The sequence below is a fragment of the Bacillus sp. SD127 genome (genome assembly GCF_058566445.1).
In genome coordinates this window covers 1,077,378-1,090,410 of sequence record NZ_CP191226.1, presented here as the reverse complement: position 1 = coordinate 1,090,410, position 13,033 = coordinate 1,077,378, and the positions used below count along the sequence as shown (strand labels likewise).

The window sequence follows — 13,033 nt, the reverse complement described above, 5'->3', positions numbered from 1 at the left end:
CAATCTCCCCCTCTTATGAATTGAACCAATTAACCGCTGCCGGTTTTGTGTTGCGATAGACATGTTTGACTTCTGTGTACTCTTCAAGCCCTATTTTTCCAAGTTCCCGTCCGAATCCGGATTGCTTATAGCCGCCCCATGGCGCCTGCGCAAAGTACGGATGGAAATCGTTAATCCAAACTGTTCCCATTCTCAAATGGGCTGCTACACGTTCACACTTTTCAATATCTTTCGACCATACAGCTCCGGCCAATCCGTAAATCGTATCATTCGCCAGTGAAATTACTTCTTCTTCAGAACTGAATGTTTCGACAGTTAATACTGGCCCAAATACTTCTTCCTGAACAATTCTCATGTCAGATTTACAGTTTGAAAAAATGGTAGGTTCATAGAAAAAACCGTTTTGAAGTGCTGGATCTTCCGGACGTTTGCCGCCAGTCTCCAGTTTTGCCCCTTCTTCCAGTCCGATCTCTACATATTTTTCAACCTTTTCTCTATGCTCCGCGGAGATAAGCGGACCGCTTTCTGTCTCTTCGTGAAAACCGTTTCCGAGTTTAATGCGTTTCGCCCGCTTGACAAGCTCTGCTAAAAATCGATCATGAATATCTTCTTCTACAAGCAATCGGGACCCGGCGGAGCATACTTGGCCGGCGTGGAAAAATACGGCGTTTAGCGCCTGATCAACCGCGACTTCCAGGTCTGCATCTTTAAAGACGATATTTGGATTTTTCCCTCCAAGCTCAAGCGCAATTTTTTTAACGTTGCCGCTTGCCGCCCGCATGATTTTTTTGCCTGTTTCAATTCCGCCTGTAAACGAAATTAAGTCAACATCTTTGTTTACAGCAAGCTCGTCACCCACTGTGGCGCCCGGTCCCAACACAAGGTTTGCGACACCTTTTGGAACTCCGGCTTCCTCCATCAGCTTAAAGACTTTGATTGTCGTCAGCGGTGTGATCTCACTCGGCTTCATGACAATTGTATTGCCTGCCGCTAAAGCCGGGGCGATTTTCCAGCTTGCTTGCAGAAGCGGATAATTCCACGGCGTGATTTGTCCGCATACGCCAATTGGCTCCCTGATGATTTTACTTTCCGAATCAGGAATTGGAGATGAGATGATCTCTCCTCCATCTTTATCTGCCAGACCAGCATAATACTGAAAAACATTGGCGATATCGTCCATATCGGCTTTGCTTTCCTCAAGCGTTTTTCCTGTATCAAGGGATTCGAGCTCAGCCAGCTCGTCTAGATCGCGTCTGATTAATTCCGCAATTTTCAGAACTGTTTTTCCGCGTTCAAGCCCTGAAAGAGAAGGCCACTCTCCTGCGTCAAAAGCTCTTCGTGCAGCAGCGATTGCTTTAACGGCATCCTCACGCCCGCCCTCGCTAACTGTTGCGATTTCTTCTTGATTAAATGGATTAATAATACTGCGGACCTGCCCTTTTTCGGCACTGATCCATTCACCGTCAATGTATAATGTTTGACTCATATAAGCCCTCCTTGACGAAAATAAAGTTTGTTAAATAAAAATTTAATGTTTTTAACAACCTTAATCTAACATAAGGTTTTTAAACTGTCAAAGCCCTAATTATGATTTTTCGTTTTGACTTTTCTCTAGGTTTCGTTAAGATAAAGAACATAAAGAAATGACTTAACAAATTTAATTTTCTAAAGGAAAAGAGGGTCAGTATGGATGAAAATCCAGAATTTGCAGCTATAGAACAGGCACGGGATCTTGTTATTGACTCCATTGCTGAAACAATGGATCTTTACGGAATTACCCGAAGTGTCGGGATATTATATGGAACGATGTACATGCGGGACGAAATGACGCTTGACGAAATGCGGGAGGAGCTGCAAATGAGCAAGCCCAGCATGAGCACAGGTGTCAAAAAGCTTCAGGATTTAAATGTCGTGAAAAAGACATTTCACCGTGGCATCCGCAAGCACACATTTGTAGCCGAAAAAGATTTCTTTAAATTTTTCACAAATTTCTTTCCGCCAAAATGGGAACGGGAAGTTCAGGTGAATGTATCAGCAATTGAGGAGGCTCAGGCTGATTTACAAGAGATATTGCATAAGGAAGAACTCAATGAGGAAACGAAGAATGAAGCGCAGCGTTTATACGAGCAGCTGGAAAGTTCTAAAGCCTACTACGATTGGCTGAAACGTCTCGCTGAATCGGTGCAGAGCGGAGAGATCTTTAAATTTATACCAATTGAAACAAAATAATCGAAAAACGTCTGGAAAACCGGACGTTTTTTTGTTTTTCCGCTATATTTACTACAAATTTGAAAAATACGGGAAAAACACCCCATTTACTTCCATTTTATTTGATGGTAATTTTATGTAGGTAAAATTTGTATTTGGCCTTTAAGAGGAGGTGGAAAGCAGAGGCAGGCCTTTAATCTTTATCACTTATTAGGGGGAATTTTTGTTATGAAACGCAAGTTATTATCTTCTTTGGCCATCAGTGTATTAAGTCTCGGTTTACTCGTTTCTGCACCTTCAGCTTCTTTTGCAGCTGAATCTAAGTCATCTTCTGCTCATACTGAGTCTACGATGAGAGCCCAATCAACAGCTTCATTGTTTGCAACAATTAAAGGAGCGAGCAAAACAGAATGGTCTTTCTCTGATATCGAATTGACATACCGTCCAAACACGCTTCTCAGCCTTGGCGTGATGGAATTTACATTGCCAAGCGGATTTACAGCAAATACAAAAGATACGATGAACGGAAATGCATTGCGCGAAACACAGATCCTCAATAACGGTAAAACAGTAAGGGTACCTCTGGCTCTTGATTTATTAGGCGCTGGTGAATTCAAGTTAAAACTGAATAACAAAACGCTTCCTGCCGCTGGTACATATACTTTCCGTGCAGAGAACAAATCACTGAGCATCGGAAATAAATTTTACGCGGAAGCCAGCATCGAAGTGGCTAAGCGCAGCACACCTCCGACTCAGCCATGCGGCTGTAAATAATCACAGAGGGCCGGCTTAACGCCGGTCTTTTTTTTGACTCCTTTTCCTCTCCCTTTTCCCTCTATTTCCAGTTACCTTTTCACTTGTATTAAATTTAAATTGACAAACACTAGAAACAGGAGTAAATTCTTGAGTGTTCAATTTCATAAAGTCTCTTTTACCGCTTAATCAAACACGAACGGGGAAACCAATGATTGGCTGTTTCACAAAACGGCCTTGGGGTGAATCTTACTTAGTAAGAAGGGGTACTCTGAATCCCTAATCCGACAGCTAACCTCGTAGGCGTATACAGAGAGGAGGTCTATTTTGACCATTCTTTGTAATGGTCTTTTTTACTTCAAAACGCTAATTTTATTAAGGGAGTCTTGAACATTGGGAAGAATAAAAAACAAGCAATTTGCAGTAATCGGGCTTGGACGGTTCGGCGGAAGCATTTGCAAAGAGCTGCACAGAATGGGCCATGAGGTCCTTGCTATTGATATTAACGAAGAAAAGGTCAATGCCTTCGCTTCCTACGCAACCCATGCGGTCATTGCCAATGCCACTGAAGAAAACGAATTGCTTTCACTGGGAATTCGTAATTTTGAATATGTGGTCGTGGCTATAGGGGCTAATATTCAAGCCAGCACACTGACCACTTTGCTATTAAAAGAGCTTCACATTCCAAATATTTGGGTGAAAGCTCAAAATTATTATCACCATAAGGTGCTGGAAAAAATCGGCGCCGACCGCATTATTCATCCGGAAAAGGATATGGGCGTCAAAATCGCACAAAGTCTCTCTGATGAAAATGTCTTGAATTATATCGACTTATCTGATGATTACAGTATTGTTGAGCTGCTGGCAACACGAAAGCTGAATTCCAAATCCATTCATGATCTGAATGTTAGAGCGAAGTACGGATGTACCATCCTGGCAATTAAACATAATGGAGATGTTCGCCTTTCTCCTGCACCGGAAGAGGTGATTTACGAACAAGACTGCCTGGTGATGATGGGTCACAAAAAGGATATTAAACGCTTCGAAAACGAAGGGATGTAGACAAAGGTGGGACTTCATAAGGAAACTGTAATCAAGTGGGTTCGTTTTTCTCCCCCGCAAGTGCTTGCGATTGGTTTTTTTCTTACTATTATTATTGGCTCTCTTTTGTTAAAGCTCCCGATTTCTACTGCGAAGCCGTTGTCATGGATAGATGCCCTTTTTACAGCGGCTTCTGCTACAACTGTTACCGGGCTTGCAGTTGTTGACACTGGGACAGAATTTACGGTGTTCGGGCAAACTGTCATCATGGGTCTGATTCAAGTCGGCGGGCTTGGCTTTATGACATTTGCTGTTCTGATCGTCATGATTTTAGGAAAAAAAATCGGATTGAAAGAACGAATGCTGGTCCGGGAAGCCTTAAACCAGCCGACAATCGGCGGCGTGATAGGCCTTGTCAAAGTCCTGTTTCTATTTTCAATCAGTATCGAATTGATCGCCGCCCTGATCTTATCCATCCGGCTTGTGCCCCAGTATGGCTGGGCATCCGGATTGTTTGCCAGCGTGTTTCATGCAATATCGGCTTTTAACAATGCCGGTTTTTCTTTATGGCCGGATAATTTAATGAGCTACGTTGGTGATCCTGCAGTCAATCTTGTCATTACTATCTTATTTATCACAGGGGGCATCGGGTTTACGGTGCTATTTGACATCCTGAAAAATCGGCGTTTCAAAGCCTTTTCATTACATACAAAACTGATGCTAGCGGGAACGTTCGTTTTGAATATTGCTGCCACACTGATTATCTTTATTTTAGAGTACAGCAACCCCGGCACGCTTGGTTCCTTGCATTTGCCAGATAAACTGTGGGCTTCGTATTTTCAGGCAGTGACGCCGAGAACCGCGGGCTTTAACTCTGTGGATTTTGGCAGCATGAGAGAAGGCACCATTGTATTTGTCCTGCTGTTGATGTTTATCGGAGCGGGCAGCGCTTCAACGGCGAGCGGTATTAAGCTGACTACTTTTCTTGTGATTTTGATGTCTGTCATCACTTATTTAAGAGGGCATAAAGAAACTGTTATTTTCCGCCGGACCATAAAATATCCGATCATTATTAAGGCCTTAGCAGTCAGTGTTATCAGTTTGTTCATCGTCTTTATAGGGATTTTCGCCTTGACCATTACAGAACAAGCGCCGTTTATACAGGTTGTTTTTGAAACTTTTTCAGCTTTCGGAACGGTCGGACTGACAATGGGGCTGACACCCGAACTGACAACAGCGGGGAAATGTATCATTATTGCGATTATGTTCATCGGAAGAATCGGTCCGTTGACGTTTGTTTTTTCATTTGCTAAAACAGAAAAATCAAATATTCGTTACCCTGACGGTGAGGTGTTTACTGGGTAATGTAAAAAAATCCGGCATATTACATGCCGGATTTTTTATGATTCAATATGAGATTGACTTTGTCTTTTTTCCTGCTCCGCGATGATATCATTATCTTCTGCGTTATCACGCGTCACTTTTTGTGTAAGGATCGCGCCGACCGCTACAAGGATCATCACTGCAATGTAGTAGCCTTTTTCATTGAGTTCGAGATTATCAGCGTTATAGAGTCCGATACAAAACAAAAATACTCCCGCAAAAAAAGTGAAATAAGCTAATACAGTAAAGGCAACCGTGTTTCTCCGTCTATATTTCTGCACCTTTGTTCCCTCCTGAAGCATAGTTATTAAGTGATAACTTCCGTGGAATATTATACCTCAAATTCCCCTGAATGGAACAAAAAAATAAAAATACCAGGAAAAACGGCTCAGGTTGCTTCCTTTATTTCAACAGCTGAGTCATCAATCCAGCCGACCAGTTTATTATTGACTTGGAATTGGTACCATGTGGACTGGCCTTTCTGTTTTTTAGATACAACCTTTATATCCTTGCCAACGTAAGATTGCGCAGAGGTCAGCTTAATGGATTGATCATCAGTAGAAGGCTTAGACCATACATCTTGAACGGCGCTGTCTTTGATGGAGCCTTTTAAATCCACAGATTTCAGAGATGGATTCACCTCATCGTATTCATCTAAATCGTACTTTTCCACAATGGCGCTGATTTTGTCAGCATATTCCGGATCTGTGGCATAGCCTGATGTTTGAAGAGCGCCTGCTGCTTCTTTATAATCCTCAGCTTCAAGCACCGGCTTATACTTCTTTTTATTCCACGATGTGCCTTGGACAAATAATTTGGCGTGATCATCCATTGATTCAAAAAACGTGCTGTATTTGCGGAATTTCGCGCGAATCGTTTTTCTTTCCCCTTTTTCAAATTCATCTGTATCCATGGTAACGTGATGTCCTTTATAATTTCCTTTTACGCCAAACAGGTTGTTGGCTTTAGAGGCAAGCTCGCTGTTTCCCCAGTCAGATTCGAGTATGGCCTGAGCTATCGTTATGCTGGGAAGGACATGATATTTTTCATATAAAATTTGAGCATGTCCGGAAAGGCTGTCAATAAATACTTGCTGTTCATCAATTTCTTCAGGTTCTTTGGATGTTTCAATTGGCTTTGAAAGAGTTGTCGCTAAAACAAACAAGGCTAGCGGAATCGATACAACGAAAAATAGAGAAATGAAGAGTCTACGTTTTTTCAGTTTTTTACGGGCCATGAAAACCTTCCTTCGATTTAAAAGATTACGAGTGTAAAAGAATCTACCTTTAAGAATTTTACTTGTACTTCTAATATTTTTCAATTCTTTAGGGATAAAGTTTGAGAGAGAACACACAAAAAGCCTTTCCCATCAAGGGAAAGGCAGTGATCATGTATCTATTTTTGTAAGACTGTGCTGTTTAAAATGTCTGAGCGCATCACGATATTCTTGATCATGTATGACTTTATGAGATTTTACGGCAGCCTTTGTCAGTCCATGTGCAGAAACAGCCGGTTTTTCCGAAGCGGATTTTCCTTTATCATGAGGCTTATGAGCCAGTTTGTGCCCCATTCCGGTGGCGTTCATACAAAACGATAAACAAACGAGCAGCACGCTCAGGATAAAAGAAATCAAAAAAAGATCATGATAGGCAGTCATCATAGAATCCTGCATCGATCCGTTTTGTCTGGCAGCATCCTTTTTCGTGAAATAGCCGATCAGGATAGGCACACCCATATAGACAAACAATCTTAAAAACTGAACAGCTGTCATTCTTTTGACCAGATCAGGAAGCGGGCCGCCCATAGCGGCTCCCATTAGTCCTGCTGCGACCGTCAGGCCGGTTCCTGCTGCCAGCATGATGAACAGCGCCGCAAACACATAGAGAGACGATTGATACTGCATATGAAGCCATTGAAAATTCACAAAAACGAGAATGAGAGAACCTATAATCCCCAGCATCCCTGGTCCGACTTTATCATATAACAGAGCACTCGCAATAGCTGCGATGGCCACTCCAATCAATAGAGTCATGTTTAAAAGAATGAGATGATCTCGGGATATATCATACATTTGACGAAGCAAGCCTTGAAAAGCTGCCAGACTGACAGCTACCGTAATCGTTCCTGCCGCTATGATAAATAAACCGAGCACAGGTTTAGGCAGCAGCATCTGTTTAATAGAGATGAAAGGGTTTTTCACCTTATATTCTACAAATAACAGAATGAGGAGCAAACATAAAGCAACCCCAAAACCAGCCCGTACATAACCTGATGAAAAGCCCCATTTTTGCAGAAAAATGAATGTAAACGCTGAGGCTGCGGCCACGCATACAGATAAAATGATCCCTGCTCTGTCGAGTGATGACTGTTCCTTTTCTGATCCCCCATGGTGCTCATCATAGAGAAAGAAATAACTCACTGCGACGCCGAGCAAAGACAATGTGCCAAAGGTAAAAAACAGCCATCTCCAGTGGCCGTAGCTCAACGCGATCGTTCCTAAAATCGAACCGATAATAACAGAGCCATAGAACCCGCCGATAAGCACCAGTAGTGCGTAATTCCGCCGGTCAATCGGAAATGACAGGACTAGCATCGGAATCATAATCATCAGCATAACACCTGTAGCCGCTCCCTGTAAAAAGCGTCCTGCCGCCATCCAGGCAATATCGCTTGAAAATGCGAAGAGCAGTGAGCCAAGTATAAAAACGGGTAATGAAGCCAGATAGATCGGACGGGCACCGAATTTTTTCCTTAGCAGCGGTCCTGCCGGAACTAATAAAGCGAAGGCCATATTGCCGATCAATATTGGATTTACTGATGTGAAGTCACTTGTTCCAACCGTCTTCTGAACAAGGCCTTGAACTGACGACAATGCCGTGTTAGACATCAATCCCGGCCCGACCGCTAAAACAGCGAGCAAAGAAATCACCCAATAGTGTTTTGTCTTCATGTTGTCATTCCTTCCTATATGAATACATACGAAACACATCATTTTTTGAAAACAAAAGAAGCTAATAGATTTTGTATGCCATTAGCTTTCATTCGGATTCTCTCCCCATCATGGGAAATGATATTATTTTATGATAATATGTGAAAAAATGAGCATATACTCAAACATTATTCCAAACCGATTGTGTTTTGTCAATGGCGCAAATTTCAAGCACAAAACAAACACCTGAACGGCTTTTGCCCGATATCGTGACTTATGAGTCCCTGCCTGCTCCCTCAAGCGATTTAAAGCAGGCCGTTTTAAAAGTAATCCTATCGGTCTTCGCTTGGGTAATGACGGCACCTTTCAATTCACTGTTTTCATCAAAATTCAAACTAATCAACCCGAATAAGTTGGTGATAAGAACAACATGTTGACCGCACATTTTTTTGTGTTCACTAGGCGTTTGCCGCCTCTAAATTGTCTATGGGTAAATATCATGAACTAATCTGCGAAATACCAATGCCAGGCAATTTTAAATGATCCGGGAGGTAAAAACGAATGGAACTGTATAAGTGTATCGAAGAAATTTTTGGCGGCTTGAAAAATCCATCGGTTAAAGATTTGGCAGCTTCTTTAAAACAAATTCCAAACGCGGCAGAATTGAGTCAACCATATATAAAGGAACCAGACCAGTACGCTTACGGCCGAAATGCCATCTATAGAAACAATGAATTAGAAATTATCGTGATTAACATTCCCCCAAACAAGGAGACAGCAGTCCACGATCATGGTCAATCCATTGGTAGTGCAATGGTGTTAGAAGGAAAACTTCTTAATTCTATTTATCGCTCAACCGGCGATCATACAGAACTCTCCAATTCATATTTTGTCCACAAAGGAGAATGTCTTATATCAACCAAAGGTTTAATTCACAAAATGTCCAATCCGACTTCCGAACGAATGGTGTCTCTTCATGTTTACTCACCCCCTTTGGAAGACATGACGGTCTTTGAAGAACAAAGTGGTGTATTGGAAAATTCATGATTTATAGCCTGAACTACTTTACTTGATTAGTTTGTTATATGTCATTTTTCAAACGCAGGAGCCTAATGAAGGAATATCTGACTTTATCATTGGTTTATGAAATGCTCCTGAGGACATATGATTTCGGATCAACAGAAGGGTTCAGCGAATGAATCCTATCTATTAAAAACAAAAAAACCCTTATAGAATAAGGGTTTACAGGTATGGAGCCAAGGGGGCTCGAACCCCTGACCTCTACGCTGCCAGCGTAGCGCTCTCCCAGCTGAGCTATGGCCCCGTATGTAACGTCATGTTTATTATAGATGATTTTTTTTTGAAAAACAAGCTGTTCCTTTCTAATTGACAGAAAAAAATAAGGCCCTTTCCGGAGCCTTATTTTTCGATTTACATCATAAACAAAAGTAAAATCACGCCGAGAATGATTCGGTAGATTGCAAACGGAACGAGTTTGATTTTGTTAATCAGTCTTAGGAAGAAACGGACTACAAACAGCGCGACAACAAAGGCACAGATAAAGCCGACGATAAAAAACGGCATTAAATCGGAGCTTAAGCTGTCCCAATGTTTCACTAGGCTTAAGGTGCTGGCTCCCATCATAATCGGCATTGCCATAATAAATGTGAAATCGGCTGCCGCACGGTGATTCAACCCGAGAATAACGCCCCCGGAAATCGTTGAGCCGGAGCGTGAGAAACCCGGCCAAAGGGCAAGACATTGGAATAAACCGACGCCGATTGCCTGCTTATATGAAATACGGTCTAGGGTGTCTGTCGTTTCTTTCCGTTTATTAATCCAATCGGCTGCAAGCATTAAAACTGCCCCGGCAATTAAGCCAATGGCCACGGTGCGGACTGAAAATAAATATTCATCAATATAATCCTCAAACAAAAAGCCGAGAACCGCGGCGGGCACAAGCCCTACTGCGATTTGGGCAATGCTTAATTTGTGACCATGCTCTTGGTCACTCGTGATATTTTTTTTCAAGCCAAGCAAATTCAAAATCCTGTCTTTAAACACAATCGCAACCGCTAAAATAGAGCCAAGCTGAATGACAACTTTAAATGAGTTGGCTGCTTCTTCAGACATGAGACTGCCTGATTTAAGCCAGATATCGTCTACTATAATCATATGTCCTGTCGAAGAAACCGGTGCGTACTCTGTTAATCCTTCTACGATTCCTAAAATAGCAGCTACAAACAATTCCCATAGAGTCATGATTTTAATTCTCCCCATTAGACATTTATTTTTTTACATAACGGGAGCCTTCCATAAATGGAAAGCCCGTCTTATATAACTATAAATGAAATTTATGCTTTATGACTCTTTGCATTTTCATTTTTTTCTTCATCGTATAGATGCGACTGCATTTTAAACCAGTCAAATAAATGTGTCGTAATGACTTTGGCAACCGCATAGCCCGGAATCGCAAGAATAATTCCGATAACACCAAACAGCTTGCCGGCGGTTAACAGCAGAAAAATAATGGTGATTGGGTGGATATGAAGGTTTTTCCCCATAATTTGCGGGGAGATCAGTTTCCCTTCAATAAGCTGAACAATTGTCCAGACGATCACAAGCTTGAGCAGCATCAGAGGCGATGTCACAATAGCGATAATGATCGCAGGCGTAATGGCGATTGTCGGACCTAAATACGGCACGATGCTTGTACAAGCCGCAATAACGGCAAGTAGCGAAGCGTAATCCAGTCCGATGATCAAATAGCCGATAAACAGCAAAAATCCAATGCAGAAGCTGACAATGATCTGTCCTCTGATATAAGAACTTAGCCGATGATTCATTTCGCTTAAGACTGTGTATGTCTGCTCTTTTAATTGTGTCGGCACAAACTTCAGTATGTAGATCGGCAATTTCTTTCCGTCCTTTAACAGATAGAAAAGAATAAATGGAACTGTCACGATCGAAATGATAATCTCAGTTAAGGCGCCGATAAAATTCCCAACGCCGGTAAAGGTGCTGTTTACAATCGTCGCTGCCTGATCTGACACCTTTGTCGCGAGATCAGATATATTAATGTTCATCGTTTGCTGCGCCTGATTGACAAAGTTACTGCCGATCAGTTCTTTTGTCTGATTCTCAACAACATCCACATATCTCGGGATGTTGTCAATCAAACTCATAATTTGCTCTTTTAAAAAGGGGATAATCGACACGATTGTGATCGTGATCAGCCCGATAATCAACAGATATAACAGCAAAATGGAATAGATTCTTCTGATTCTTCTTCTCTCAAGGAAATCAACGACAGGGTTTAACAGATAAAAAACAATGCCTGTTAAAATAATCGGAAGCGATATCGTTTTGAGCAGAACAATGATCGGGGTGAAAATAAATGATGTTTTTGTAAATACGAGAATATTTAAACCAATCAGCAGCAGAACAAGCAGGAATAAAACAAACTTGTTGTCCAAGAAGAATCGCTTGAATCTGCCGCTCCATGTTTGCAACGTCTCCACTATCGTTCCTCCGTCATACATAGTTTAAGTAAATTGTACACTATCGTACCTATAATGAAAAATAAAAACCGCTAATTGCTGGAAAAACTTCCTTATCTAAAAAATGTGATTTGATCTATCATGTGCTTTTCATCTTTTTAAGCTATAATTTAGCTATATCATACAAAAGGAGCGATATGCGTGATACGATTTGCAATAGTAGGAACCAACTGGATTACAGACCGCTTTCTAGAAGCAGCTTCAGAAGTTGAAGATTTCCAGCTCACAGCCGTTTATTCAAGAACACCTGAACGCGCCGCTGAGTTTGCCTCTCGGCATGGGGCTGCACATACCTTCTCCGACCTTCAGGAAATGGCGGCAAGCGATGGCTTTGATGCTGTATATCTCGCCAGCCCGAATGCTCTTCACAAGGAGCAGGCGATCCTCTTTATGAAACATGGCAAACATGTGCTATGCGAGAAACCGCTTGCTTCAAATACCAGAGAAACAGAAGAGATGATTTCAGCGGCCAGAGCGAATGGTGTTGTCCTCATGGAAGCAATGAAGACCACATTCCTGCCTAATTTTAAAGAGCTGAAAAAACACTTCCACAAAATCGGCACAATCCGCAGATTTACCGCAAGCTACTGTCAGTACTCTTCAAGGTATGATGCGTTTAGAAACGGAACTGTTTTGAACGCGTTTCAGCCTGAGCTGTCTAACGGCTCATTGATGGATATCGGCATCTATTGTATTTACCCTGCCGTTGTGCTGTTTGGAGAGCCGAAAGCCGTGAAAGCGAACGGATACACTTTATCTTCCGGCGTTGATGGAGAAGGTACCGTCATTCTCTCATATGACGGGTTTGAGGCCGTACTGATGCATTCTAAAATCTCAACTTCCTACGCGCCTGCTGAAATCCAAGGAGAAGACGGGACAATTGTATTGGATACGATCCATCGTCCTGAACGAGTGGAAATCCGCTATCGTGACGGCCGCTTGGAAAACATTTCGCTCTCTGATCCTAAACCGGCAATGTTTTACGAAGCGGCTGAATTTGTTTCCCTCGTGAAAGAGAAGAAACAGGAATCTGAAGAAAATACATATGAACGCTCCTTGATCACTGCTAACATCATGGAGGAAGCAAGAAAACAGATGGGTATTGTGTACCCTGCTGATCAAGCCTAAAAAAATCCGCCCGCGGCATGTTGCACGCGGG

The 13,033-nt window shown here is 42.1% G+C and carries 12 protein-coding genes, 1 tRNA gene and 1 riboswitch; of the genes, 6 read left to right on the top strand and 7 right to left on the bottom strand.

All coding sequences use genetic code 11. The annotated features are described in order from the left end of the window. Nucleotides 1-13: 13 nt before the first annotated feature. Nucleotides 14-1,486 carry a betaine-aldehyde dehydrogenase gene (betB, locus tag ACQVGS_RS05550; RefSeq protein WP_151174471.1) on the bottom strand — a complete coding sequence of 491 codons (1,473 nt, stop codon included), beginning with the start codon at nt 1,484-1,486 and terminating at the stop codon, nt 14-16. A gap of 200 nt (nt 1,487-1,686) precedes the next feature. Between betB and gbsR the strand changes: the two genes are divergently transcribed. The 4 genes from gbsR (at nt 1,687) to ktrB (ending at nt 5,367) form a co-directional block, all read left to right on the top strand. Further along, nucleotides 1,687-2,229 (top strand): transcriptional regulator GbsR, encoded by a 543-nt coding sequence (gene gbsR, locus ACQVGS_RS05545; RefSeq protein WP_106019451.1) that lies wholly within the window; start codon nt 1,687-1,689, stop codon nt 2,227-2,229. A gap of 207 nt (nt 2,230-2,436) precedes the next feature. Next, entirely contained in the window at nt 2,437-2,982 is a 546-nt protein-coding gene (gene bslA, locus ACQVGS_RS05540; protein WP_101864219.1) for a biofilm surface layer hydrophobin BslA, read from the top strand. Between the two features lie 151 nt (nt 2,983-3,133). After that, nucleotides 3,134-3,283, top strand: a riboswitch (cyclic di-AMP (ydaO/yuaA leader). 71 nt (nt 3,284-3,354) lie between these two features. Further along, complete coding sequence (gene ktrA / locus ACQVGS_RS05535; RefSeq protein WP_024122619.1) at nt 3,355-4,023, top strand: potassium uptake protein KtrA; 669 nt, start codon at nt 3,355-3,357, stop codon at nt 4,021-4,023. Between the two features lie 6 nt (nt 4,024-4,029). Next, on the top strand, nt 4,030-5,367 hold the full coding sequence (ktrB, locus tag ACQVGS_RS05530) for a Ktr system potassium transporter KtrB (protein ID WP_106019452.1): 1,338 nt from the start codon (nt 4,030-4,032) through the stop codon (nt 5,365-5,367). 35 nt (nt 5,368-5,402) lie between these two features. Here the strand turns inward: ktrB and ACQVGS_RS05525 are convergent, their stop codons facing one another. The 3 genes from ACQVGS_RS05525 to ACQVGS_RS05515 form a co-directional block, all read right to left on the bottom strand. Beyond that, the gene (locus ACQVGS_RS05525) at nt 5,403-5,666 is read right to left on the bottom strand and encodes a YiaA/YiaB family inner membrane protein (RefSeq protein ID WP_024122620.1); all 264 of its coding nucleotides are present in this window, start codon (nt 5,664-5,666) and stop codon (nt 5,403-5,405) included. A 107-nt stretch (nt 5,667-5,773) separates the two neighbouring features. Then, a complete protein-coding gene (locus ACQVGS_RS05520) occupies nt 5,774-6,622 on the bottom strand; it encodes a glucosaminidase domain-containing protein (RefSeq protein WP_106019453.1) in 849 nt (282 codons plus the stop codon). A 150-nt stretch (nt 6,623-6,772) separates the two neighbouring features. Beyond that, nucleotides 6,773-8,335 (bottom strand): MFS transporter, encoded by a 1,563-nt coding sequence (locus ACQVGS_RS05515; protein WP_106019454.1) that lies wholly within the window; start codon nt 8,333-8,335, stop codon nt 6,773-6,775. A gap of 540 nt (nt 8,336-8,875) precedes the next feature. Between ACQVGS_RS05515 and cdoA the strand changes: the two genes are divergently transcribed. Beyond that, nucleotides 8,876-9,361, top strand: coding sequence for a cysteine dioxygenase (gene cdoA, locus ACQVGS_RS05510; RefSeq protein WP_106019455.1), 486 nt, complete (start codon nt 8,876-8,878; stop codon nt 9,359-9,361). Nucleotides 9,362-9,565: 204 nt separating this feature from the next. Here the strand turns inward: cdoA and ACQVGS_RS05505 are convergent. From ACQVGS_RS05505 to ACQVGS_RS05495, 3 genes are all read right to left on the bottom strand, one after another. Next, nucleotides 9,566-9,638, bottom strand: a tRNA-Ala gene (locus ACQVGS_RS05505). A gap of 107 nt (nt 9,639-9,745) precedes the next feature. Next, nucleotides 9,746-10,576, bottom strand: a complete 831-nt coding sequence (locus tag ACQVGS_RS05500; protein ID WP_010331630.1) for an undecaprenyl-diphosphate phosphatase — start codon at nt 10,574-10,576, stop codon at nt 9,746-9,748. Between the two features lie 92 nt (nt 10,577-10,668). Next, nucleotides 10,669-11,835 carry an AI-2E family transporter gene (locus tag ACQVGS_RS05495; protein ID WP_024122625.1) on the bottom strand — a complete coding sequence of 389 codons (1,167 nt, stop codon included), beginning with the start codon at nt 11,833-11,835 and terminating at the stop codon, nt 10,669-10,671. A 180-nt stretch (nt 11,836-12,015) separates the two neighbouring features. On the opposite strand from ACQVGS_RS05495, the gene ACQVGS_RS05490 reads away from it, so the two are divergent. After that, nucleotides 12,016-13,002, top strand: a complete 987-nt coding sequence (locus ACQVGS_RS05490) for a Gfo/Idh/MocA family protein (protein ID WP_283912549.1) — start codon at nt 12,016-12,018, stop codon at nt 13,000-13,002. The last annotated feature ends 31 nt before the right edge of the window (nt 13,003-13,033 follow it).

What these genes read in the sequence shown, in the direction of transcription:
- betB (WP_151174471.1), bottom strand. Translation starts at nt 1,486, where the DNA reads ATGAGTCAAACATTATACATTGACGGTGAATGGATCAGTGCCGAAAAA.
- gbsR (WP_106019451.1), top strand. Translation starts at nt 1,687, where the DNA reads ATGGATGAAAATCCAGAATTTGCAGCTATAGAACAGGCACGGGATCTT.
- bslA (WP_101864219.1), top strand. Translation starts at nt 2,437, where the DNA reads ATGAAACGCAAGTTATTATCTTCTTTGGCCATCAGTGTATTAAGTCTC.
- ACQVGS_RS05520 (WP_106019453.1), bottom strand. Translation starts at nt 6,622, where the DNA reads ATGGCCCGTAAAAAACTGAAAAAACGTAGACTCTTCATTTCTCTATTT.
- ACQVGS_RS05515 (WP_106019454.1), bottom strand. Translation starts at nt 8,335, where the DNA reads ATGAAGACAAAACACTATTGGGTGATTTCTTTGCTCGCTGTTTTAGCG.
- cdoA (WP_106019455.1), top strand. Translation starts at nt 8,876, where the DNA reads ATGGAACTGTATAAGTGTATCGAAGAAATTTTTGGCGGCTTGAAAAAT.
- ACQVGS_RS05500 (WP_010331630.1), bottom strand. Translation starts at nt 10,576, where the DNA reads ATGACTCTATGGGAATTGTTTGTAGCTGCTATTTTAGGAATCGTAGAA.